Raw genomic sequence first — 23,555 nt, 5'->3', positions numbered from 1 at the left:
AACGTACCGGAATGTCGGAGATGGGCGGATCGACGCATGGAATCGCGGTGATCGGTGAGTGCGGCAATCGCCTGCGGGGCGGGCATGATGGGGAGATGAGCTTTGAGCTGTCGACAGATGCGGAATGGACCTACGACGAACTCGAGTCCGCAGCGACAACGCTGGTCGCCGACGAACATGACCGAATCGCGAATGCCGCCAACATCTCATCGCTGATCTATCACTCTGTGCCCCGACTGAACTGGGTTGGCTTCTACCTCTTCGACGGCACCGAATTGGTGGTGGGGCCGTTCCAGGGCAAGCCGGCATGTGTTCGGATTCCGCTGGATCGTGGTGTGTGCGGGGCGGCCGCACGGACCCGCCGGACTCAACGGGTGGCCGACGTCCATGCCGTGCCGGACCACATCGCCTGCGACGCGGAGAGTCGGTCGGAGTTGGTCGTCCCGCTCGTCGCCGACGACGGCACACTCATCGGAGTCTTCGACATCGACAGTCCCGACGCCGATCGGTTCGGCGACGACGATCAGCGAGGGCTCGAGGCTGTCGCTGCCGTGTATGTGCGGTCGCTGACCGGCTGATCGGACGACGCCGGTTGGCAGCCGCACGGTGACGGTTGTCGGGGTATTACACGCTGCGCACCGGCCATGGGGTCGTTGACCGTCGAGCGCTTGTCTCGTTACTCGACGGGGCCGACCGGCGGAAGTCGTTTGCTGTCAGCGGCATTGGGGATAGTTCAGCGGATAATTGTGCGCTGTCAACAGAATTCAGAGTGCTGTCCACGTGGTCGAGGTGTTCGAGGGTGGGGTGCCGGCGTGGGGGTGAGTGCAATGGTGGTCGGCGAGGGACCCGGGGCCGTAGGGTGAGAAGCCAGACGCGCCGCAACCGACGAGCGTGACACCGACGGAACAGGGGATGACCGTGACCAGTGCCTACGACTTCACCGCAACCGACATCGACGGCAATCCGGTGGATCTCGAGAAGTATCGGGGACATCCGATGCTGATCGTCAACACCGCGTCGAAGTGTGGTTTCACACCCCAGTACGAGGGATTGGAGAAGCTGCACCGCGAGTACGCCGACAAGGGTCTGGTGATCCTCGGTTTTCCGTGTGACCAGTTCGCTCATCAGGAGCCCGGCGATGAGGCGGAGATCAAGAATTTCTGTTCACTCACCTACGACGTGACATTCCCGATGTTCGCCAAAGTCGACGTCAACGGTGATCAGGCGCATCCGCTGTATCAGTGGCTGCGCCAGCAGAAGTCGGGAGTTCTGGGTTCACGGGTGAAGTGGAACTTCACCAAGTTCCTCGTCGACAAGTCCGGTGCGGTGGTGGACCGGTTCGCTCCGACGGTCAAGCCCGAGAAGCTCACCGACGACATCGACAAGGTGCTCTGAACGCCACCGGCGTCAGGATCTACGCCGGCGGTGTAGATGCGGCAGGTGGGTGTCGTGTTCGTCGTTGACCCAGGCGTAGTAGATGCCGATGAGTAGACCACCGCCGACGAAGTTGCCCAGCAACACGATTCCGAGATTGCCCAGCGCTGTCCACAGGTTCACGTTGCCATGCATGCCGACGATCATGAACAGGACGGTGTTGGCCACGGAATGTTCGAAGTCGAGGAAGGCGAAGACGAAGACAGAGGTGACCATCGCCATGCATTTGGCGATGTCCTCCACCAGATAGCCGTTGTACACCAGCAGCATCGCCATGTTGATCATGAAATTGCAGAGGATGGCGCGGATGAATAGATCCATGCATCCGGAGAAGCCGTCGGTGACGTAGCCGGTCTTCACCTCGACGGCATGGTGCATGGCCTCGAGGACCGGTCCCTCGATCAGGGTGGTGCCGCGCAAGAGCAGTGCGATGAACAGGCCGCCCAGGATGTTACCGAGGTAGCAGAACGCCAGAATGCGGATGAACAGCATCGGGGTGAGCCGCCGGTAGTACGCACCGACGGAGACGATCATCATGTTCGATGTGAGCAGTTCGGATTTGGTGTAGTAGATGAACACCAGTGCCCAGCCGAAAATGAAGGCTCCGATGAGTTTGCCCACCGCGTGTAGTTGCTCGGGCGTGGATCCCATCTGATCGAAGGCGGCGACGATCGTGTAGTTGATGACGTAGAAAATGGCGATGATGGCGCCGGCCATCGCTGCGCGTTGTAGGAACCGCCGCCGCATGTGCCCCGTCATCTTCTTCTTCGACTCGAGCACGTCGAGCGTGGTGCTGATGAAGAACTTTCCCGGGAACAGTTTGTTCACGTCGAAAGCCGGAGACGGATCGGTCATGCCTCAACGGTGACAGACATCGGTGGTGCGTGCTCGTCGATTGCGACGGCACGCCCCGATCGTCGTCGGGGCGCGTGGCCGTCCTGGCTGCGGGTTCAGGCGGAGTCGCCGAGAACCCGCACCACCGTCCGTCCGGTCATCTTGCCCGCACGGATCGAGTCGAGGGCGGCGGGCAGGTCGTCGAGTCCGATCTCGGTGATGACGGCATCGAGGTGCCTCGGGCGTAGGTCGCCCTCGATTCGCGACCAGATGGCCCGTCGGAGATCGGCACCGATGAGGACCGAATCGATGCCGAGCAGTGCGACGCCGCGCAGGATGAACGGCATCACCGTGGTCGGGAGGTCGGCACCGCCGGTGAGTCCGCTGGCGGCGACCGCACCGCTGTGGTTCATCGTGCTCAACACGTAGGCGAGGGTCTTGCCGCCGACGCAGTCGACCGCGCCCGCCCAGACCGACTTGCCGAGTGGGCGGATCTTGGTCTCGTCGTCGACGAGGCGGCCGACGACCTCTGCGGCGCCGAGTGTGGTGAGTAGTTCGGCGGCCTCCGCCTTTCCGCTCGAGGCGGTCACCGAGAAGCCCTGTGCGGCAAGGATGTCGACGCTGACGGCGCCGACGCCGCCGCTGGCTCCGGTGACGACGACGGGGCCGTCATCCGGTGTCAGGCCGTGATCGAGGAGTGCGGCCACGCTCATCGCGGCGGTGAATCCCGCGGTGCCGATGGCCGCAGCCTCGCGGGTGGACAGCGAGGTGAGCTTCACGACCTGCGCCGCCGGAACACGGGCGTAATCGGCGTAACCGCCATGCTGTTCGGTGCCGATCGGGCCGCCGTGTGCGACGACGCGGTCTCCCGGGGCGAAGCCCGGGTCGGTGGATTCGATCACCTCTCCGGCGATGTCGATGCCCGGGATGATCGGGTAATTGCGCACCACGCCTCCGCGCGGCGTCACCGCGAGGGCGTCCTTGTAGTTCACGCCCGAGTACTGCACCGCGATCGTCACGTCGCCGCCGGGCAGGTCCGCTGCGGCGAAATCGGTACGGTCCACGGTGATCGCGCCGTCGGATTCCGTGGCCACGAGCGCAGTGAATTGGTCGGGGACGGTGCTCATCGTTGTGCTCCTCGAGTTGGGGTGTCACGTCGTCGGGTGTCACGTGGTCCACATCGTGCCACCGGATGGGGCGTGCGAACCAGGTGGGTCTTGCCGAAACGGCTCCGACCGGCGTGAACGGCAGTACCGTCGACGAATGAGGCAACTCGCACGCGGCATGCTGGTGATGGTCTCGGTGGTGCTGTGTGTCGGTCTCGTGCCGGCTATCGCGCGGGCGACGCCGTCATCCGGGGTCTCCGCGGTCACGTTCGCGGAGGGAGACATCCCGGCAGATCTGTTGCCGTTTGTTCCCGAGGGAGTCCACGTCGCCGTTCGCGAGATCACTATCGCTCCGGGTGGAACGACCGGCTGGCACTATCACGACGGCCAACTGGTCGGACTGGTCCGGGCCGGAACACTGACCCATCCCGGAGCCGACTGCGAGCCGGTGATCTACCGGACCGGGGACATCATCAAAGAACCGGCGGGACAGTCGAATACGCACGTCGGCCGGAATCTCGGGAACACGCCGGTGGTCCTGGACGTGCTGTACCTGATTCCGCTGGGCAAGCCGCTCTTCGAGGACGCACCGGCCCCTGGATGCGACGCCCCCGGGACGTGATCGCACGGGTAGGCGCGGCGCCGCGGTTGCCGAGTTCCGTTGAGAGCCCGTGCATTTGCGTTGACAGCGCTCTTGAGGTCATTGACAGCGCTCGAGTCGACGTTCACGGCGCTTGGGTTTGGTAACCGGCACTACGCTGAGCGCTGTCAACGAAGAGGCGAGCGCTGTCAACGACGAGGCGAGCGCTGTCAACGACGAGGCGGTCCGATCGTCCTTGGCAGGATGGGGTTGGTCTGTAGGGTCGGGAGTGAGCGGTCAGGAGTGGGGCGGGCAACCGCGGCGAAAGCTTACGAAGCGCGACGACGAGCTCTGAAGAGAGGGGTGACGGCACGTGCCAACCCGTAGGACCATCGTGATCACCGGTGCCAGCGACGGTATCGGTGCGGCAGCCGCCCGAGAACTGGCGGGGCCCGACGTCGACCTCATTCTGGTGGGTCGCTCGGCCGAGAAACTCGCCGCCGTGACCGCCGACACCGGGGCCGTCGGGCTGACCGCGGACTTCGCCCGCCTCGATGACGTCCGCACGCTGGCCACCCGAATCGGTGAACGCACGACGTCCATCGACGTCCTGTTGAACAATGCCGGTGGCACATTCGAACCCACGCCGCCGACCGTCGACGGTCATGAACCCAACTTCCAGGTCAATCATCTGGCGCCGTTCTTGCTCACGAACCTGCTCCACGATCGATTGGGCGCGGCCGAATCGGGTGCTCTCGTCGTCAACACGTCGAGTATCGGCAATCTGATCGGTCGGGTGGACCCGACCGATCTCGACTTCCGGCGCCGCCGCACCACCCAGTTCCGCGCCTACGGCACCAGCAAGCTGGAGAACATCATGTTCACCCGCGGTATCGCCAAGCGGTGGCGTGACGATGGGATCGTCTCTACGGCAGTGCATCCGGGTGCAGTGGCGTCGAGTTTCGGACGCGACTCGTTTCTGATCGGACTCCTGTACCGGACGCCACTGAAGCGTCTGGGTCTGATCACCCCGGAACAGGGTGCCGCGTCACTGATCGATCTGGTTCATCGGGGCGCCGATCCCGACATCAACGGCGTGTACTTCTCGCGGCATCGGGCACGCGGCCCGGAGAGTCGACAAGCGCACGATCCCGAGTTGATCGACCAATTATGGACGGTGTCAGCGGATTTGGTGGAACTGGACTGACCCGCTACCCGGTTGCCCCGCGTGTATCGAACCCGCGCGTATCGAACCAGGTGCGGATGGCCGCGGCGAACTGGTCGGGTGCATCCGACTGTACGAAATGGCTTGCACCGTGGATGATCTCGGTGTGATGGTCGTCGAAGGTCGATTCCCAGCGCTTCAGTTCGGCATCCCCGAAGGCGATGTCGGCATCGGCCCAGATGATCAACGCGGGCAGCGTCGCCAGATCGGGTAACGCGTCCGCCACGGCGGCGAGGAAATCGTGTCCGGCGGTGAGCTGCCGGGGGAAGATTGATGACCCCTGCCGTCGTCGACCGGTGTCCAGGGCATTGCGGTAGTGGTTCATCTCGGCGTCGGAGGGCTTGCGGAGTTTGTGTCCCGCCGGAATCATCACGTTCACAAAAAGATTGAGATGCCCGATGAGCAGCGCCCCGACCGGGCCGCCCAGCACATACGACATGATCTTCACGTGTACTGCGGTCACCGGCCAGGCCCACGTGTTGGCGAGGATCACCCCGGTGAACCGCGATCGATCCCGCGCGACGGCCGCCAGGCCGATCGGCCCGCCCCAATCGTGCGCCACCAGGGTCAGGTCGGTCAGATCCAACCGGTCGATGAACGCGGTGACGATGCGGGTGTGATCGTCGGGCAGTGCGGTGTACTCGTCGGACTCCCCGGACAGCCCGAATCCGGGATAATCCAGTGCGATGCACCGAAATTGACCCCGCAGGTCGCGGATGACATCGCGGTAGACGAACGACCAGGTGGGATTGCCGTGCAGGAAGAGCAGTGTGGCGCTCGGAGCAGTCTCGGGACCCTCGTCGACGTAGTGCACAGTGTTGCCGTCGATCTCGATCACGTGGCTGGTGAACGGGTAGAGCGATTCGTCGACCCAGTCGGGCCGGTGGCTGACAGTCATGGTGATGTCCATTCTCGGCGAGAGCCGATATGATCAAGGCAACTTTAAAATATCAAGCAGGTGGATGTGAGTAAAGAGTACGGCCAGTACTGCGGGCTTGCGCGGGCGCTCGACGTGGTGGGTGACCGGTGGAACCTTTTGATCGTGCGGCAGTTGTTGATCCGCCCGGCCCGCTACAGCGAATTGCGATCGGGCCTGCCCGGCGTGGCCACCAATCTGCTCGCCGGGCGGCTGCGTGAACTCGAGGCGGCGGGCGTGATCGAGCGGCGCCTCGCCGACGACGCGGACGGCATCGAGTACGCGCTCACCGCCTGGGGCCGGGAGCTTCGCGAGCCGATCGAAGGCCTCATCCGATGGTCCACACCCCTGATGACGCGGGGGCCGCAAGGTGATGAGTTCCGTGCCGAGTGGCTCGAACTCGCCCTGCCCGCGGTGCTGGCGGATCGGCCACGGCCTCGCCGAACGGTGTCGATCCGAGTGGAGTTGCCGGAGGGCACGATCGTGATCACCTCGACGCGTTCGGGATTCGAGATCGGCGGATCCGCGGACGGCCCGGTGGACGCGGTCATCCGGACTGGCGCGGACGTGCTCCTCGGCGTGGCGGTGGGGATGCTCCCCGTCGACTCCCTCGACGTCGACGGCGATCGGTCGGCCGTGCGGGCCGTCTTTGATCGATCAGGAATCAAGAAGCAACCCACCGGCCGGCAGTCATAGCCTTGCGGTACCCGATGATCCGAGACGGTCATCGACACCACCGAGTCATCGACACCACAGAGGAGCACCCGATGAAGACCATGACATGCCGTGAACTGGGCGGACCGTGCGACACCGCGCACCGAGGCGAGGATGCCAACGACGTGATCCACGCACAGGACCAACATCTCAAGGATGCGGTCGCCGCCGGCGACGAGACGCACCGTGCAGCCGCCGACGATATGAAGGGCCGCTGGCGTCGACCGGTGTCCGGGATGAAGTGGTACCGCAAGGCGCAGAGGGATTTCGCGGCTCTGCCGGAGGACTGACGGCGAGCGACTCGTCGCCACGCGGGTCTATGCGTGGCGGGCTCGCCGATCTCGCCACTGACCCGATCAGCCCGCCACGTACGACGTCATCGACAGCGACCCGTAGGAGCAGCCGTCCACGAGAACCTCCGGAGAGTCCTGGGTCGACGTCGATGAGGCCGCGAGCATGCCGGCGAGATACACCGACGGCAGGAAATGATCCGGTGTCGGAACGGCTTTCGCATAATCGGCATGCTCGGCCAGGGCGAGGTAGTCGGCCGGGTTCTCGAGCATCGTGGTGCGGGCGGCGTCGTCGAAGCGTTGGGCCCAGGCGTATCCGGTGTCGGGCCGGGAGAAGTCGACGGCACGCAGGTTGTGGACGATGTTGCCGCTGCCGACGATGAGCACGCCCGATTCGCGCAGCGGTGCCAGACGCGCTCCGAGATCGAAGTGATAGTCGAGGTCGCGTTCACCGTTGATGCTCAGCTGGACGACGGGGATGTCGGCGTCAGGGAAGGCGTGGGCGAGAACCGACCACGCGCCGTGATCGATACCCCAGCTGTCCAGATCGCTGCCGAGCCAGGTCGGCTTGACGGTCTCGGCGACTTCGCCGGCCAATTCGGGCAAACCGGGTGCCGGGTAATCGAAGTCGAACAGCTCGCGGGGGAACCCGTAGAAGTCGTGGATGGTGCGGGGGCTGGCCATCGCGGTGACCGCGGTGGCGTTGATGTACCAGTGCGCGCTGATCATCAGGATCGCGCGTGGGCGCGGTACCGACTTTCCGAACCGCGCCCACGCCTGCGTGAACTGGTTGTGCTCGATGGCGTTCATCGGGTTGCCGTGACCGATGAACGCCATCGGCATGACGGTGGGTGGGGTGCTGTCGACCATCGGGTTGTTCCTTCACTGTCCACCAGGGTGGATGAATCTTCATGTTTCTTCGAGGATACGACCATCTGTATGAAAGTTCAAGTAGTTGATAGGATGGTCCGGTGGCATTGACCCCCGATCAGGAGCGGGCCTTTCGAGGTCTGCTCGTCGTGTCGATGCTGCTCGACGGTGCGCTCGACACCCAGTTGCGTCGTGACAGTGGCTTGACGCACTCCCAGTACATCGTCTTGTTCCGGCTGTCGGAGGCGCCGGGGCGGACGCTGGGCATGCGCCGGCTGGCGGTCCTGGCTCATGCCGAGCAGAGCCGGCTGTCGCACGCGGTCACCACCATGGAGAAGCGTGGATGGGTGCGTCGCACCAAGTCGGCCGATCCCGACGATCGGCGTGCGGTGTCGGTGACCCTGACCGACGCCGGGATGGACATCGTGCGCGACGCCGCCCCGCGCCACGCCGACGAGGCGGGGAGGCTGATCTTCTCCGCCCTGGACGACGAGCGGCTGGCCGGGCTCAACGCGGCGCTCGACCAGGCCTTACCGCATCTGGCCGAGATTGGCCTGGAACTCCCGACAGCACAAGAAGATTCGGTGCTGTGGGACGGGCGTGAATCGTCGTCCTGACCGATTGCCGCATGATCGAGAACCGTCAGAACGGTCTCTCGGCACGACGCTGGCGCCGGTGCTCATGTCTGCTCGGAGAAGTCGTCGCCGTGTGTGGCGAGGGGTAGATCGAGGTCGCGGCGTCGACCCGAAAGATATTCCGCCACTTGGGAGCTGGTCCGATCAAGAAGTGGATCGTCAGCGGCGTCGACCACGGTGTGCCGGATGTCGGCTGCGGGGTCCGTCGCTCGGGGTTCGTCGCGTCGGCTACGTGCGGTTGTGTGCTACGGCTGCCCGAATGAGTTCGCTGAAGGCATCGGAGTCCAGCGCGTCGCCGTCCTTGATGTCCACCGCGCGACGAGTGCCTGCGGTGAGACTGGCGTTGAACACCCTTCCCGGATCGGGTAATGACGCGCCCTGTGCGAAGGTGACTTTGATCTTGTCCTTGTAGGTCTCCAGCGTGCAGACGATACCGTCGAGCGAAAACGTCGGAACACCATCGGGATTCGACGGCTTGCGCCACTTGACCTCTTCGGTGATGTCGGGTTCCGCGGCCAGAATCAGTGCGCGGACCTCGTCGGCACGTTCGGTTCGCCAGTCGGTCGTCATGTGCTCACAGTAACCCGCGACAGGCGGGCGGCACAGCGGTCAGGGGACCTGCAGACGTACCGATGGGATCGGCACATTCGGACGGTGCGGGTCCATCCGGAGGTCGATCAGACCGGGACCGGTCCGGACATCGGCGTGCAGGACGTGCGTCGGCGCCGACGGCAGCATGGTGCCCGATACCCATCCGGTGGTCACACCGTGTGCTCCGGTGTTCAGGTTTCGCCAGTGAACGCTCACCCCGACGCTGCACGGCAGCGAGGTACCCGAGATGCCGAAGAATCCGCCGACCACCTGGATGGAGGCGGTGCCCGGTGCGCTGGGCGCTGCGAGCAGACCGACCCGCCCGCCGCACAGCGGGCCGTCGGCCACCGTCCACAAGGGGCCGGCCAGGACGGTGCGGTTGACGGGTTCGGCTTTCGCGGTCACCGGTATCGCGGCGAGCAGGAGGCACGACACCGCGATCACGCACCATCGGATCGGGTGGCGGCGTCGCTGGATACGCGCGTCGATGTTCGAGGTTTCCGACTTCTGATGGGAGGAGGTCATCTCGGCGCCCTTCGGTGGTGGGGTGCGCTGCTTCGGTACCGGTGTGATCGTCGTGCGTCGGACGATCGTTACCGATTCTCCCACGACCGCAGGAGGAGTCGACCCACATCGGCATCGAGCACCAGGGCCGCGCGGAACCCGGTGAGCAGGTCGACCGACAGCCCCGGTTCATCGGACAACAGCGGCATGGCCATGTCGTAGAGGGCGATCTGTTCGTGGACGGCATCGGCCTCGACGTGCTCGTCGAAGAATCGTGTCGCGTTCTCGCCGAATCCCAGTCGCCGAAGTCCCTGTGCGTAGCGCTTGTTGGGCAGCGAGGAGGTGCATTCGATGGCGAGCAGATGCCCGACCACAGCGGCGCGTAGCCTGCGCCGCGACGCGAATAGTGTCAGTGCGTTGATCCATGCGAGCGTCGTCGCCGGCAGCATTGCGGCGTAGGCGGCGTAGGAGGTGTCGAGGCCCACGGCGTTCATGGCACACGAGAACAGGGTCGAGTGCATGCGTTCGAACCTTCCTCCGCCGTACTCGTCGCTCTGAATCTCCACCAGACCCGCCTTCGCGCGCCCGGCGAGTCGGGGGATTGCCGCGGTGTGTGGATCGGCTTCGCGGAGGTGATAGACCGACCTGTGTCGCAGGAACTCTCGATACTGGTCCACGGTTCCCGTGCTGCGCAGATGCCCGGACAGTGGCGGAGCGTCGGTGGAGTCGAGCTCGAGCCGTACCCGCTCGGGTAGATCCGTTGCAGCACAGGGGGACACCGGCCCGACGCGGTCGCGGACGGCGTGCTCCAGCGCGTCTCCCAGCCTGCTCCGTAGCAGCGCGACCGCCGGATGCTCGGTCCAGCGCTCGTCGACACCGGTCACGCCGCGTCCGTCGAGTTCGCAGAGCAGGAACCAGGTGCGCTGGGCGTCGAGGTGGGCGAGCAGGTCGATGCCGTGGGGTAGCCGTGTGAGCGGGCCCTCGACGTCGGGTGTCCAACCGTGCCGCGCGGTCGGGTCGCCGGCGAGCAATTCATCGACGGCCGCGCCGAGTTCGCCGACCGGCGGGAGCTTTGGGCATGTCGTCGAGACGGTGGGTCGCCCCATCATCGCCTCCCGTCACGCACAATGGTGAAATGACCACTCCGGAGCCCCGCCGGTCCCACTCCGCCAACGGCGTGCCTGCGAGTATCACCGTCACCCCTGGAGGTCCGCTGGTGGTGCGCGGCGACGTCGAACTCGTCGACGTCGACGGAGCGCCGATCCCGCGACGTCGCGCCACCATTGCGCTGTGTCGGTGCGGGCGGTCGAGTATCCAGCCGTATTGCGACGGCAGTCACGCGCTCGGTCGGTCGCCGATCCGCGACGAGTGAGACGGCGGCTGTCATCGCGGCCTCGAGATCTGCTCGACCACGGCCGTCAGGATCTGTTCGATCCGGCGGTGACCGAGGCCCCCTGCGACGCCGGTGACCGCGACGGTCAATGCGCCGGACGCCAGGGACGTACCCTCGATCTGGAGTAGCCACCGGGTCTTGTCCGGCCCGAAGACATGGACCGATCCTGCGGCGTGGAGATCGGCCGGGGCATCGGACCAGCCGAGCATCACCGGGACCGGGAACAGTCGTTGTGCTGACGCGGGACGGCCGATCAGATCGAGGATGTCCTCCATCGGGACCGCCGCGGCCTCGACGCACCGCCGGGAGAGGCGGGCGCCCTCGCCGGCCTCCCGATGAACGGCCAGCGGAATGATCGTCGACAGGATGAAATCGTCCACGACCTCCGACGCATCGGGTGGGCGGCATGAGGTCGGCGTCGCCGACACCACCCGGGAGTCCCCGGTGACATCGTGAAGTGCGTTGGCCACCGCCGACTCGAATGCCTCGAAACCCGTGACACCAGCGGCCGCGGCGTCCGCGCGGAACCGCCTGGCCACCTCGAGTGGAATCGTGTGTGAACGGCGTTGCGGAGAACCGGGATTCACCTCGGCCGGTTTGATACCGGCCAGGGTCCAGGCCGACTCGGGTTCGGCCAACAGCAGATCACGCCAGAACTGCTCACCGTCCGGTGTGAGAATGCCCGGCGCAACGGGCGCTGCCACCGGCGTGGCGGCAACTGTGGCAGATGCAGATGCAGATGCCGACAGACTCTCGGCCATGCCGGCGGCCAGCACTGCGAGAGAGTGCCCGTCGACGGCGATATGGTGCAGGACCAGAATGACTGCGGCGGTGTGGCCGTCGGGTGTGGTGAGGACCGTCAGCGCGATCGGCGGCCCCGAGCGGACGTCGAGGCGACCGCTCATCCGACGGGCCCAGGTGCGCAGGTTCTCGCGGTCGGGCGGGTGCTCCACCGGGTGCACGCTGACGACGGCGTCCGCCGAAAGTGGGTGCGCCACACGACGAATCGGACCCGATGGGGTGTCGGGGAAGGTTGAGCGCAGCGACGGATGGCGATCCACCAGGGACTGGACCGCCCTGCGGATCTCGGTGGGCGAGGGGGCCGGTCCGGAGGTCGGCAGCCAGGCGAGCCGAATCAATTGTGCGCACGGATCGCCGGGCTCGCGGGAAACGGTCCGTTGTGCCGCCGACAACGGTGTTTCGGGGGTTGTCGCGCGCCGTCGGTCCATGTGTGACTGCGGTGAATCGTGCGCCGCTGCAGTTGGTGGCCGGCCGGATGTCATCGCACTTGCCACCGCGGCGAGGCTTTCGCCGACGAGGAGGTCGTTGGCGGTGACCTCGGGATGTCCGGCCGCTGCCATCAGGCGCGCGGCCGCCATGACCGCGAGCGAATCGCCGCCGTGGTCAAGGAAGCTTGCATCGGGATCGACGGTGTCGAGAGTCAGGGCCTCCGCGACCGCACGCATCAGCAGTTCCTCGCCGTCGTCGCGCGCGCGACGTGCGCCCCGACGATCGGGCAGTGGCAGCGCGGCCAGGGCCCTGGTGTCGAGTTTGTCGTTGGCGGTGTGGGGTAGGGCCTCGACCGGCACGATGATCGACGGCACCATATAGCTCGGGACAATTGCCGCCACCTCGTGCCGCAGCGCCGTCGGATCAAGCGCAGCGTCGTGATCCGCGGCCACCACGTAGGAGACCAATGCCCTACGTCCGGATGGCATGTCGCGCATCACGGTTGCGCACTGCCGGACCGAAGTGCTGCGTGTCAGCGCCGCGTTGACCTCGCCGAGTTCTATTCGCAGGCCGCGCAACTTGATCTGACCGTCCCGGCGTCCGAGTACCCGGACCTCCCCGTCGTCGGTCCAGGTGGCCAGATCGCCGGTGCAGTACATCACCGGGTCGTCGGAAAAGGTGCAGCCGGAGAACGCTTCGGCGGTCAACTCCGGTGCGTCGAGGTATCCGTCGGCCACTTGCGGTCCGGAACAGTGCAAGACGCCGAGGGCATCCGGCGGCTGAGGTCGGCCGCGTCGGTCCAGGATGGCCTCGGTGACGCCGGTCATCGGTGCGCCCACTGTGACGGGCCGGCCGGGTACGAGTCCCGAGAAGTTGATACTGCAGCGGGTTTCGGTGGGCCCATACGCATTTCGCAGTGACACCCGGTCACCCCAGCGGGCCACCAGTCCGCTGGTCACCGGCTCACCGCCGAGAACCACCTGAACCAGCTGATCGGCAAGGTCGGGTGAGAGGGTGTCGAGTACCGATGGGGTGACGATGATGTGCGTGATGTCATGCCGCCGAATCAGTTCGGTCATCTCGTCGCCGCCGCGTATCGACATCGGAGCGATCACCAGGGCCGCGCCGGTGGAAACTGCCGACAGCAGTTCGACGAGGCCGGTGTCGAATGTGGGTGCCGACGCATGCATCATCCGCGAAGCGGGTGTGAGGGCGTAGTGTTCGCGGATCTCGGCGACCAGTGAGGGGATCCCGCGGTGCGGCATGTCCACGCCCTTCGGGGTGCCGGTGGAACCCGAGGTGAACAGGATGTAGGCGCGGTCGTCGGGGCCCCGATCCAGACCGGGCGGGTGGTGGGCGGACGGGGTGATCTCCGCGGAGTCGAGGGGCGAGGTGGTTCTCGCGGGGATGTCGGTGGCGAGGTCGAGGTCGAGCCACTCGACGGCGCCTTCGGGAAGAGTGCTCGCACGCGCGCCCCGAGAGCTCAGTCCCACCTTGATTCCGGTGCGTTGCAGAATGTCTCGAGTTCTGCTCTGGGGTGAGAACGGGTCGCCGACGGGCACCCACACCGCGCCGGCGCGCAGGACTGCCCAGAACGCGACGACCGAGGCCGCCGAACGCGGGATGCACACCCCGACGGGATCGCCGGGTGCTACACCGGCACCGATCAGTCGCCGCGCCACGTGGTCGGCCCACGCCCGTAGCTGCGTCCTGCTCAGCGTCATCTGCCCGTCGATGAGCGCCGGAGCCCCGGGATCGTCGGTGCACACTTCGTCGAGGAGTGCTGCGGTGGGGGTGAATTCGGGTGCCGGTGGGCCCGATCGCGATGCGGAGCGGGCCCATTCGCCGTCGAGGAACACCGCGTCGTCGGGTACGGTTCGGCCGGTGTCGATCTCGGTGAGGAAGGCGCCGAGGTAGCCGTTGAAGCGAGATGAGAGGGCCTCGAGCGCATCGCGACCGAGGCTGCGGCTCGGTGCTTCCCAACTGACCGCCCGGCCACCGGTCGGGTCGTCCGGATGCAGCGTCATCGTCACGTCACCGGTGGGGCCGGTACGCATCACCTCGACCGACCAGTGGAGTCCGGTGTCGGTGGGCGGATCGAATGCCGGCAGCAGATTGGCGACCGCCCCGAATCCCGCGATGTCGTCGCGTCTGCGGAGCATGTCTTCCCGATGAAAGAGCTGATGGCGCAGCGTTCGGGTCACGGCGGTACCGATGTCTTCCACGGCGCCCTCGGCGGTCCGGTCCCCGATGCCCGGCAGGCTCATCGGCACCACATTGGACAACGGGGCAAGTGCTTGTCTGCGGAGATGCGTGGTGCGGGTGGCCACCGGCAGTGACAGTCCGACGTCTGCGGTGTCGAGAAGGCGTGCGCAGAGTCCGGCGAAGGCTGCGAGGATCTCGGCGGTGGTCGGTGGCCGCGGCACGTCGAGTCGACGGGTGATCCGCGTCAGATCCGAGGTCGCCTCGACCGGGGCGCCGGACAAAAAGCTGGGCTGATGCAGATCGAGAGTGTCGCTCCAGAACCGCTCGTCCGACCGGTAGCGCGCGGAGTCGAGATAGTGCGTGTCGGCGGTCTGCAGGTCGGCGGGGCTCGGTACCCGGAGGTCATCGGAGCCGGAGTTGCCTGCGTACACCTCTCCGATGTGGCGCATGATGCGTAGCGCGCCGGCCCCGTCGGTGAGTGCGTGATGCAGGCGCACGACCCATCGATGCCTCAGGTCGGACAGAACGTGGAGTTCGCTGGCCCACAGCGGTTTCGTGAGGTCGGCCCCGTCGGGTGAGTCCACGAAATGCTCAGCGCGCAGGCGACTCGCTGTGTCCGGATCTGGGTGATCGCCGAAGTCGAGCCCGATGATCGGCGGTTGCCCGGAGTGCGCGGCGCGGACCGGATCGACACAGTCGGGGTCGGCGGGCGAAAGATGCGGTGGTATGTGCACGTCGTGCCAGCCGACATGGCGAAGCACCTCGTCGACCGTCCGATGCAACCGTGAGATGTCCAGCGGCCCGGTCAGATCCACGCTGAACGCGATCACGTACGAGGTCTGCGGATGCATCAGCTGCGCGAGCCAGAGGGAGCGTCGGGTGAGGGTCATAGATCACTCACCCGTACCGAACCCGACCGTACCGACCTCGCCCCGACCGTACCGACCTCGCCAGGAGACCTCCCAAGCCCAGATTGCGTATTCCGCGAGCGTAGGACTCCAGAGTTGAAAGGACGCTGAAGTCGCAGGTGATGGCGCCGGACGAGGCGGTGGCACCAGATTCGGGAACCCATCGTGTCCTGTCGGAGGGTGGACAGATCAGGCGCCGAGTGCGCTGGCGAAAACCGGCCAGGTCCGGTGCATTTCGTCTTGCCAGTAGGCCCATGAGTGTGTGCCGTTGGGACGGAAATGCACATGCGCCGGGATTCGCAGGTCGGAGAGCCGTCGCGTCAGGGAGGCGGTGCAGTACTGGGAGGCCGCCTCGTCGAGTCCGCCGATGGTCACCTGGGAGGCGAGTTCGCCCGCATTGCCGCGTATGTGCGGATCGCTCAGGGTGTCGTGTGCGCCCGGAAGGCCCGATGCTGCGCTGATCCACAGTGCCGGGGTACGCCGGGCCAGCTTGTGCGCGTTGATGACCGGATCCTGCGCAGCCCATTCGGGGTCACCGGGAGGGCCGTACATATTGCTCGCGTCGGCGCCGCCGGGGAAGAACGCCACGGTGCGGGCGATGAGGTTGCCCAACGGGGAGGCGGTGTCAGCACATCCCGAGTACGCGCCCACCGCCCGGTAGAGCCCCGGATGATTCTCGGCCAGTCTGATGACCGCGGTACCGGACATCGAGATGCCCGAAATCCCGCGTGAGCGGCCCGGACTCCACCCGCCGTGCGCATTCTCGAAGGTCCGCGGCAACTCGGAGGTCAGGAAGGTCTCCCACCGCAGCGGACGATTGGTCTTCACGCCGAATCGGAAATTTGCGGCCGGATCGACTCGGCGCCAATCGGCGTAGTAGCTGGCGGCGCCGCCGATCGGGGTCACCGTCCAGACGTTCTTACCCGCGAAGAAGGCGTTGGCGTCGGTGGCGTGCGTCCAGTCGTCGCCCTCCTCGCCGCCGGTTGAACCGTTCAGCATGTACATCACCGGCGCGGACGGATTCCCGTTGGCTGGCGACTGCACCAGCATCGGGACCTGCGTACGCATGGCCGGCGACCACACCGACACCAGAGAACGGCGTCCTGACATTCGTGTTTCCCGATAGGGATGATCGGCACTCGCGGGCGCGTAGCGAATACCGAACAGGGTGTCGGCCTGCGCCGACCCGCCGACGGCGACCAGCGTGCCGGCCGCGACGAGAAGTGCTGCGCCGGTCGCCGCGATCTTTCCGCCGACTCTGAGCACGGTGGGGCGCATGAATACCTCCGGTGTCGTCCCCGACCGTCGTATTTCCACGGAACTCGGGGTGGACTGACCGAATTCCGGTGTGCTCGCGCGGGGCGGACGAAACCCCGGGATCGCTGACAGTTCTGCCATAGTGGCACACATGTCGGCGGGCGACGAACACAATCCTGGACGCCGCGGGAGGTGACATGGGTGAAGGCCGGTTCCGGAACTTCGTCGTTCTCGTCCTGATCTTGGCCTGTGTTCAGTTCGTGATCGTCGTCGACGAGACCGGTGTCGCGCTGTTGGCCCCGGCGATGGCACGCGAGTTCTCGCTGGGGGCCAGTGCGCGCCAGATTCTCGTGACCCCGTTCGCGATTGCCTTCGTCTGCGGGCTACCGCTGGCCGGGTTGGCGATGCGCACGTTCGATCCAGGCCGCGTTCTGATGCCCGCGGCGCTGTTCTTCGGCGTCGGAGCCGCCTCGGGCGCAGTTGTCCCGACGGTGGGATGGCTGGTGTTTACCCTTGTGGTACAGGGACTTTCGGCTGCCGTTGTGACCACCAGCGTGCTCGCCTGTCTCCATGTGCTCACTCGGAAGGACCCGCGCAGGCTACGAGCGTTTGCCGGGTTCTCGCTGATGTCGGGGTCGGGTGCTGTCGCTGCACTGATCGTCATCGGACCGCTGGCGGATTTGTCATGGCGGTGGTGTTTCTGGGCCATCGGGATCACTGCTGTCATCGGTGGTCTGGCGTGGGGGGTGTTCGCGGTGCCTCGCGTTGTCGGGGCCGGGGTGACCGCCCCGGCGCAGGATCGGCGGCGGTGCGGTATCGATTTGGAAACACGCCGCTCGCTCGCTGCCGTGATCGGCGCCAACGCAGTGCTCGCCGCCACGGTGATCAACACGAGTTTTCTTTTGCAGCAGGAGTATGGATGGTCCGCCGCCGAAACCGGTTGGGGCTTCCTGGTGCTCAATGCCGCCGCCGCGATCGGTACCGTCGTCGTCGCGCGGACGGGATCTCCGTCGGCAGCTCGCGGCGCCCTGCTTGTCGGTTTCGTCTTCCTCGTCCTGGGTTGTGTGACGGTGGCGGTCGCCGCGCGTTCGGCCGGGTGGGCCGTTGCCGCCACCATCCCGGTCGGGCTGGGGGTGGGTCTCGTCTTTCCGTTGGTCAACCACGGAAGCCTGGCGTCCGCGCAAGACCGGTCGATGGGCAGGGCTGCGCAGGTGGGGGCGGCGCAGCAGGTCGGTCTGGCCGCGGGTGCGTTGGTGGCGGCGGTGCACACCCCCGCGGCTCTCGCGGGCCTGGCGGCCGTCGTGGCCGGCGCGGTGGTGTTGGGAGCGGTGGTGCACGGAGCGGTCGACCGGAGCGGACCGTCATCGGTCAGGAATCGAGAAGCGTAGCGCGCTTGTCCCGTCCTAGATTCGAGTCATCCGACGGTCGAGGGCCGTCGAAACCGATCGGAAGGAGATCTGACATGAAGACGATGACATGCCGCGAACTCGGCGGTCCGTGCGATATGGCACATCAGGGACGAGATGCCAACGAGGTCATCAAATCCCAGGACCGTCATCTCAAGGAGGCAGTTGCCGCCGGCGACGGTTCCCACCGCGAGGCTGCCGAAGCGATGGCCGGTCGATGGCGCCGCCCGGTGTCGGGGATGCGGTGGTACCGCAAGGCGCAGCGGGACTTCGCCGCGCTGGCGGACGACTGAGCGGGTCAGCCAGTCGTCATTCGGTCACAGTATCGGTATCTGCGGACGGGACACCGCACGTGGCCACTTACCGGTTCAGTGCTTCGCGCGTCGGCTGCCGCCATGCCAGTCTTCGGCCACCCCCACCTCGTCGACGTCGACACCGAACGCCTTGAGTTGGGGCTTTTCTCGGAGGCTGCGCTTGAGTTCCGCGAACCCCGGGAAGCGGGCGAGACCGACCACGTGATCCCACAACTCGAGCGCGTCTTCGGCCGCGGGAAGCCGGGAGATCACCGGACCGAAGAATGCGACGCCGCCGGGTGGCTGAAAATGGATGATCGGTGTACCGACGTCGCGGCCGGTCAGTGCGAGGGCCTCGTCGGTCTCGGATCGGATCTCGGTGTCCCACGACTCGTCGTCGAGGGCCGATACATGATGTCGAGGCAGGCGCAGGGAATCGAGGATCGGCCCGAGGAACTGCTCGGTGCCCCGAAAGTCTCGCTCGTCGACGAGGTATGTGCCCGTGTGCGAATCGAAGATCCGCGTGCCGAACGCCTCGTACAGCGGCCCCATCAGGTCGCGACCGTGTTCGCGCCGGACACTCGCCGCCGCGCGCAACAGGCGCAACCCGGCAGAGTGCCCCGCCTCGTATTCCGGCGGAAAGTGTGCGGCGTAGTCGATATGGGCGTTCAGCAGGCGCAGTGAGATGAAGCGGTAGTCGACCGAATAGTCGCGCTGGGTCTGCACGATCCGGACCCATTTGCTGGTCAGCCACGCGAACGGGCAGACCGGGTCGAAGTAGAAGTGAATGTCCGCATCGCTCATGGGGCCATTGTCCTCCGGGAGGTGTCCGTCGATCAGTGCGGGCATCCGTTGGCTGCCGCGATGCCGCGCAGCCGGGCGTCAAGCCACGTCATCGCACCCGGGAAACCGGTGAACATGGTGGTGATGTGTTCGCCGAAATACTCATGGTAGACGGCGGTGGCACCCAACCGGCACTGCTCGGCGAAGAGGTTCCGCGCTCCGGCCGCCGGTATCCACCATTCCTGGGCGCCGTTGTAAATGTACAGCGGCACAACCGATTTCTTGTCGGCCATCTTTGTCACCCGATAAATGTGCTCGGCGACCGGTGAATGGAACGGGTCGCCGACGTTGGCCAGCAACTGCATCGGCATGAAGGTCTGACCGGCCAGCGCCTCGGGGATCAAGCAGACATTCTTCAGCGGCGATGTCGCGATCCACAGCGCGGGGTTGTTGGCCATCGTGAGGATCTCGGGCCGTTCCCGGGCGATACCGAATGTCGCGGCATGGAACAGCCCGGTCGCGAGGTTGGCGTTCATGCTGCCCACCAGTATCCGGAAGTCGGCGGGTACACCGCCCATGGCGGCCCCGACGAATCGCGGTGCCAGTTCGGGTGCGTAGCTGCCGAGCAGTTTCGCGGCGCCGTTGGTGGCGATCGAGCCGCCCGAGTAGCCGGTCATCGCAACTCGGCTGCCGGCGAAGTGCTTCGGGTCCAGTGCGGCGACTGCGCGCACCGAATCGAGGACGACATGTCCGGCGACGATCGGTTCGGCGTAGGCCATCCGCGGGCCCTGGTGATCGGGGATCAGCACGGCGTAACCGTGGGACAACGCCAGGGCCGTCGTCGGCGGGATGATGTCTGTGGGTCCGGTGGCGATGGAAAACCCATGGGCCAGTGTGTAACCGGGTGTGCATGCGGAACCGAGCGAGTCGATGGGCAGGTTGTTCACCAGGATGGGACGCGGTCCGGGCGTCGGTGATGGTGCGCGCGGCACGATGAGTGTTGCGGTGCCGTAGCTCGGTCGGCCGACGGCGTCGGTGCTGCGGAACTTGATCAGACGCGCCGAGGTGATCGGCGCGGTGACGACCGGAGCTGCGGTGGCCGTGACGTCGCGGACGGCGATGACGGTGCCCGGTGCCATGGTGTCGAGGTCGCTCGGCCACCGATCGAAGAGCGGATCGCCGGTGGGGGAGGGCAGTGTGGCCTCGCGGAGTTCCTCGACGCGCCGCGGGAAGCCCGGTGATTTCGCGCGCGGCGGGATCGTTTCCAGGCGCGGATAGGGCGGTGGGCCGATGACCTCGTTGATCGCCTGCGGGATCTGGGGGTTGATCCCCATCAAGTTCGGGGGGTCGGCGGTGGCGGGTGTTGCGGTGAGCGTCACCGCGAGAGCCACGGCCGCGGCCGCCGGGACGAGCGTGACGTCACGTGAACGCAAGGAGCGCAGTCGTTGTCGCGGTTGCCTTCGTGTCACCGTGCCACCTCCCGATGGTGAGCGAAGCATCCCCGACCGATGTTCCGCTGAGTCGCACGATAGGAGCCCGAAGTGGGTCGATTGACTCACCTGGGAGTGTTGTTAGCGTTTGGATACCGTGCCGTTGCTGGTTGGTGATTTATCCGTGGGTTGAGCCCGGGTTTTGCACGGGCGACGATCCTGCTGTGCGGGATGATGATCCACCCGTCCGGGTGCTCGGCCCAGTCGGTCCAGGCTTGTGAGATCACGGCGAGGTCGGCTTCCGTTGCCAGTCGGCGATCGAGCGTCATCTGGCCGACCGAGGAGTGAATTCGCTTGGCCCACATTGCACCCCACGCTGCGACGGCGTGATAGATAGCGACGTCGCGGTCTCGGGACAGACCACGACGTCGCGCCCGACGCAGGTGGTGCTACTTCTTCTTGCCGACCACGTCGATGAGCTCGAACTCGGCGAGAATCTCCCCGACCTCGTTGGATTCGAACTTCTCCATCAACTTCTCCCGCAGGAACTGCGGTCCGGGGAGCTCGGCCGGCGCGCCATCACGCAGGCGACTGGTTGCGTAGATCAGCTTGCGGACGTCGTAGGTGGAACCGAACACCTCCGGAACGGCGCGTTCGATGTCGAGCAGCGTGTAAACCGCCTCCATCGGGGTGCGCACCGAGTACTCGGTGGTAAAGATGCAGTCGCGGCCGGTCTCGGCGAACTGTCCGATGAAGGCGAAGTTCAACGAACCCTCGGGCACCACATCCGGACGATCGCCCGCCTGCCGTGGCATGAAGAACGCCGTGACGTACGGCATCATGCACGGGACCGCCTTGGCGCCGGTCGCGGCGAGGTCGGCGATGTCGTCCTCGGGAACTCCCATGTGGTACAGCCACTCGGAGACGATCTCCTCGCCCGTGCACTCCGACATCGTCTTCTTGACGTAGTCACCGGGCTTGTCGACGAACAGTGCATACACCCACACCACGATCTGGTCCTTGGGCTGCTGCTTGAAGTGTGGCTGACGGTTGACAGTCCAGCTCATCAGCCAGTTCGAGTCCTTGGCGGTGACGATGCCACCGGTGACGACCTTGCCGCTGAACGGATCTCGCTTGCAGATCTTCTTGATGTACTCGGGGATGCGGTGATCGAGAGTGGTGACGGTGCACGACTCCCACTTCGTCTTGGTGATGTCGCCGCCGAACACATCGGGATGACCGAATGACGGGTCCTTAGCCGCGATCCGACGCCAGAGGTCCCAGGCGGGTGCAGGTCCCTCATCGAGTTTCGCCGCGGTCTGATGGTCGCCGGTGTTCGAATTCTCGGTCAGCGAACCGATGGTCATGAACACCAGATCGTCCTTGGTGAGCTCGATCTCGCTGGTCTCGCCACTTTCTCCACCTTCACGCAGGTAGATCTTCGACGCCTGCTTGTGTTCGCGAGTGATGAAGAAGTCGACGTCGAGGACCTCGGTGTCGAAACGGAATGTGACGCCCTGGTCGAGCAGCCACGTGTAGAGCGGCAGCACCAGCGACTCGTACTGGTTGTACTTGGTGAACTTCAGCGTCGACAGGTCCGGCAGGCCGACGATGTGGTGGATGAACCGGTGCAGGTAGAGCTTGAATTCGAGTGCCGAGTGCCAGTTCTCGAAGGCGAACATGGTGCGCCAGTAGAGCCAGAAGTTGCTCTCCAGGAACTCCTCGCTCATCACCTCCTCGATACGCTTGTTCTCCATTTGCTCGCGGGTCGCGAGGAAAATCGCCGCGAGCTCCTTCTGGACGTTGTCGCTCAGGCTGAACTTGCCATCGGTGTGGGCGTCTTGCCCGCGATTGATGGTGGCTCGCTGCATCGTGAAGTTGGGGTCGTCCTTGTTGAGCCAGTAGAACTCGTCGAGAACGCTGGCGCCCTCCACCTCGATCGAGGGGATCGAGCGGAACAGATCCCACAGGCACTCGAAGTGGTTCTCCATCTCGCGCCCGCCACGGATCACGAACCCCTTCTTCGGTTCCTTGATGCCGTCGAGAGCGCCGCCGGGCAGCTTGAGACGCTCGAAAACCGTGATCTTGTCGCCGGCCATCTGACCGTCGCGGATCAAGAAGGCCGCGCCGGACAAGGAGGCGAGTCCCGCCCCGACGAAGTAGGCGGTCTTGTCGTCGACACCTGCAGGTTTCCGGGGACGTGCGAACGCCTCGTAGTTGCCGCTGTCGTAATGCATTTGGGGTCACCTTCCCGTAGTACCCAATCTCCAGGGGCGGAAGGTGCGGGCGGTGGACCACGCCGGCGACACATCAGCCACAACTTCCAGCATGCGCCGGTGCGTCAACGGTTGTGTACATGGGCGTCGAATGTCGCGGATCGAGTTCGGGTCCGGCATGTTTTGGTTGTTCTCGCGTGGTCGCATTGTTGCGCGGTCACATTGGTGATCGGAGTCGTCTGCGGGTGGTGGTGCGGTTGCGGATGGCGGTGCGGTTGCGGGTGGTTCGGCGTGGTCGTCGTCGGATCGGTGGGTGGGGGCGTGGTGGTTGTGGTGCGGGTGGTTGGGGTCTGATGAGCGGTGGTGCGATGCTGCGGTAGGTGTGGCCGGTGGGGGTGCGGATGTCGAGGGTGTGGGGGCCGTCGGTGGTGGCGAGGACGGTGTAGGTCCAGCCGTCGGCTTCCTTGGAGTGGTTGTGGTCACCGCAGGTGCCGTCTCCGTTGATGGCGGTGGTGGCACCGCCGCGGCGGTGGGGGTCGGCGTGGTCGATCTGTTCGACGGGGGCGTCGCAGTAGGGGACGCGGCATCGCTGGTCGCGCAGGGAGATGAAGTGCGCCAGGTTTTTGGGGAAGCAGCGACTGCGGGCGTCCATGGAGACGAGGGTGCCGTCGGCGGGTCGGACGTAGAGTCGGCGGATGGTGGAGGTGGTGGTGGCGTCGGCGCCGAGGAGGAGCA

General features: G+C 65.8%; 22 protein-coding genes and 1 pseudogene. 10 read left to right on the top strand and 13 right to left on the bottom strand.

The window, feature by feature from the left end; genetic code table 11:
* Positions 1-95: 95 nt before the first annotated feature.
* The gene (locus ACWETB_RS16810; protein WP_452212462.1) at positions 96-578 is read left to right on the top strand and encodes a GAF domain-containing protein; all 483 of its coding nucleotides are present in this window, start codon (positions 96-98) and stop codon (positions 576-578) included.
* A 340-nt stretch (positions 579-918) separates the two neighbouring features.
* The gene (locus ACWETB_RS16805; RefSeq protein ID WP_348807367.1) at positions 919-1,395 is read left to right on the top strand and encodes a glutathione peroxidase; all 477 of its coding nucleotides are present in this window, start codon (positions 919-921) and stop codon (positions 1,393-1,395) included.
* Positions 1,396-1,407: 12 nt separating this feature from the next.
* Here the strand turns inward: ACWETB_RS16805 and ACWETB_RS16800 are convergent, their stop codons facing one another.
* Both ACWETB_RS16800 and ACWETB_RS16795 read right to left on the bottom strand, forming a co-directional pair.
* A complete protein-coding gene (locus ACWETB_RS16800; protein WP_452212386.1) occupies positions 1,408-2,289 on the bottom strand; it encodes a formate/nitrite transporter family protein in 882 nt (293 codons plus the stop codon).
* 95 nt (positions 2,290-2,384) lie between these two features.
* Positions 2,385-3,395, bottom strand: coding sequence for an acrylyl-CoA reductase family protein (locus ACWETB_RS16795; protein WP_449741740.1), 1,011 nt, complete (start codon positions 3,393-3,395; stop codon positions 2,385-2,387).
* 157 nt (positions 3,396-3,552) lie between these two features.
* On the opposite strand from ACWETB_RS16795, the gene ACWETB_RS16790 reads away from it, so the two are divergent.
* Both ACWETB_RS16790 and ACWETB_RS16785 read left to right on the top strand, forming a co-directional pair.
* Complete coding sequence (locus tag ACWETB_RS16790; protein WP_449741896.1) at positions 3,553-3,996, top strand: cupin domain-containing protein; 444 nt, start codon at positions 3,553-3,555, stop codon at positions 3,994-3,996.
* A gap of 331 nt (positions 3,997-4,327) precedes the next feature.
* Positions 4,328-5,161, top strand: coding sequence for an SDR family NAD(P)-dependent oxidoreductase (locus ACWETB_RS16785; protein ID WP_452212383.1), 834 nt, complete (start codon positions 4,328-4,330; stop codon positions 5,159-5,161).
* Between the two features lie 4 nt (positions 5,162-5,165).
* On the opposite strand, the gene ACWETB_RS16780 is transcribed toward ACWETB_RS16785, so the two are convergent.
* Positions 5,166-6,077 (bottom strand): alpha/beta fold hydrolase, encoded by a 912-nt coding sequence (locus ACWETB_RS16780; protein ID WP_452212381.1) that lies wholly within the window; start codon positions 6,075-6,077, stop codon positions 5,166-5,168.
* A 60-nt stretch (positions 6,078-6,137) separates the two neighbouring features.
* On the opposite strand from ACWETB_RS16780, the gene ACWETB_RS16775 reads away from it, so the two are divergent.
* Positions 6,138-6,791 (top strand): winged helix-turn-helix transcriptional regulator, encoded by a 654-nt coding sequence (locus tag ACWETB_RS16775; RefSeq protein ID WP_452212379.1) that lies wholly within the window; start codon positions 6,138-6,140, stop codon positions 6,789-6,791.
* Between the two features lie 71 nt (positions 6,792-6,862).
* Positions 6,863-7,099, top strand: coding sequence for a hypothetical protein (locus ACWETB_RS16770; RefSeq protein ID WP_449741736.1), 237 nt, complete (start codon positions 6,863-6,865; stop codon positions 7,097-7,099).
* A 66-nt stretch (positions 7,100-7,165) separates the two neighbouring features.
* Here ACWETB_RS16770 and ygiD read toward each other — a convergent pair whose 3' ends face one another.
* A complete protein-coding gene (gene ygiD, locus ACWETB_RS16765; protein ID WP_452212459.1) occupies positions 7,166-7,942 on the bottom strand; it encodes a 4,5-DOPA-extradiol-dioxygenase in 777 nt (258 codons plus the stop codon).
* Between the two features lie 128 nt (positions 7,943-8,070).
* Here ygiD and ACWETB_RS16760 point away from each other — a divergent pair, with 128 nt between their 5' ends.
* Positions 8,071-8,586: a MarR family winged helix-turn-helix transcriptional regulator gene (locus ACWETB_RS16760; RefSeq protein ID WP_452212376.1), complete on the top strand. Its 516-nt coding sequence runs from the start codon at positions 8,071-8,073 to the stop codon at positions 8,584-8,586.
* A 246-nt stretch (positions 8,587-8,832) separates the two neighbouring features.
* Here the strand turns inward: ACWETB_RS16760 and ACWETB_RS16755 are convergent, their stop codons facing one another.
* From ACWETB_RS16755 to ACWETB_RS16745, 3 genes are read right to left on the bottom strand one after another with little or no spacing between them, the layout of a single operon-like run.
* The gene (locus ACWETB_RS16755; protein ID WP_449741734.1) at positions 8,833-9,174 is read right to left on the bottom strand and encodes a DUF1801 domain-containing protein; all 342 of its coding nucleotides are present in this window, start codon (positions 9,172-9,174) and stop codon (positions 8,833-8,835) included.
* A 39-nt stretch (positions 9,175-9,213) separates the two neighbouring features.
* Positions 9,214-9,804 (bottom strand): hypothetical protein, encoded by a 591-nt coding sequence (locus ACWETB_RS16750; protein WP_452212374.1) that lies wholly within the window; start codon positions 9,802-9,804, stop codon positions 9,214-9,216.
* Complete coding sequence (locus ACWETB_RS16745; protein ID WP_452212372.1) at positions 9,789-10,808, bottom strand: iron-containing redox enzyme family protein; 1,020 nt, start codon at positions 10,806-10,808, stop codon at positions 9,789-9,791. The genes ACWETB_RS16750 and ACWETB_RS16745 overlap by 16 nt, the downstream gene beginning before the upstream one ends.
* 26 nt (positions 10,809-10,834) lie before the next feature.
* Between ACWETB_RS16745 and ACWETB_RS16740 the strand changes: the two genes are divergently transcribed.
* On the top strand, positions 10,835-11,071 hold the full coding sequence (locus tag ACWETB_RS16740; RefSeq protein ID WP_452212370.1) for a CDGSH iron-sulfur domain-containing protein: 237 nt from the start codon (positions 10,835-10,837) through the stop codon (positions 11,069-11,071).
* 11 nt (positions 11,072-11,082) lie between these two features.
* On the opposite strand, the gene ACWETB_RS16735 is transcribed toward ACWETB_RS16740, so the two are convergent.
* Positions 11,083-15,417 carry an amino acid adenylation domain-containing protein gene (locus ACWETB_RS16735; protein WP_452212368.1) on the bottom strand — a complete coding sequence of 1,445 codons (4,335 nt, stop codon included), beginning with the start codon at positions 15,415-15,417 and terminating at the stop codon, positions 11,083-11,085.
* 207 nt (positions 15,418-15,624) lie between these two features.
* On the bottom strand, positions 15,625-16,713 hold the full coding sequence (locus ACWETB_RS16730) for an alpha/beta hydrolase (RefSeq protein ID WP_452212366.1): 1,089 nt from the start codon (positions 16,711-16,713) through the stop codon (positions 15,625-15,627).
* 176 nt (positions 16,714-16,889) lie between these two features.
* Here ACWETB_RS16730 and ACWETB_RS16725 point away from each other — a divergent pair, with 176 nt between their 5' ends.
* Together ACWETB_RS16725 and ACWETB_RS16720 are read left to right on the top strand one after the other, a co-directional pair.
* On the top strand, positions 16,890-18,080 hold the full coding sequence (locus tag ACWETB_RS16725) for an MFS transporter (RefSeq protein WP_452212364.1): 1,191 nt from the start codon (positions 16,890-16,892) through the stop codon (positions 18,078-18,080).
* A 74-nt stretch (positions 18,081-18,154) separates the two neighbouring features.
* Complete coding sequence (locus ACWETB_RS16720; RefSeq protein WP_449741727.1) at positions 18,155-18,391, top strand: hypothetical protein; 237 nt, start codon at positions 18,155-18,157, stop codon at positions 18,389-18,391.
* A 75-nt stretch (positions 18,392-18,466) separates the two neighbouring features.
* On the opposite strand, the gene ACWETB_RS16715 is transcribed toward ACWETB_RS16720, so the two are convergent.
* The 4 genes and pseudogenes from ACWETB_RS16715 to ACWETB_RS16700 form a co-directional block, all read right to left on the bottom strand.
* Positions 18,467-19,195, bottom strand: a complete 729-nt coding sequence (locus ACWETB_RS16715; RefSeq protein ID WP_449741726.1) for a mycothiol-dependent nitroreductase Rv2466c family protein — start codon at positions 19,193-19,195, stop codon at positions 18,467-18,469.
* A gap of 32 nt (positions 19,196-19,227) precedes the next feature.
* Positions 19,228-20,508, bottom strand: coding sequence for a lipase family protein (locus tag ACWETB_RS16710; RefSeq protein ID WP_452212457.1), 1,281 nt, complete (start codon positions 20,506-20,508; stop codon positions 19,228-19,230).
* Between the two features lie 545 nt (positions 20,509-21,053).
* A complete protein-coding gene (locus ACWETB_RS16705; RefSeq protein WP_452212361.1) occupies positions 21,054-22,841 on the bottom strand; it encodes an oleate hydratase in 1,788 nt (595 codons plus the stop codon).
* Between the two features lie 196 nt (positions 22,842-23,037).
* A pseudogene (locus ACWETB_RS16700) lies at positions 23,038-23,555 on the bottom strand (hypothetical protein); the annotation flags it as partial.

The sequence above is a fragment of the Gordonia sp. NPDC003950 genome, assembly GCF_053605205.1.
The sequence above is the reverse complement of the archived record's forward strand: the minus strand, read 5'-3'. Positions and strand labels throughout refer to the sequence as shown.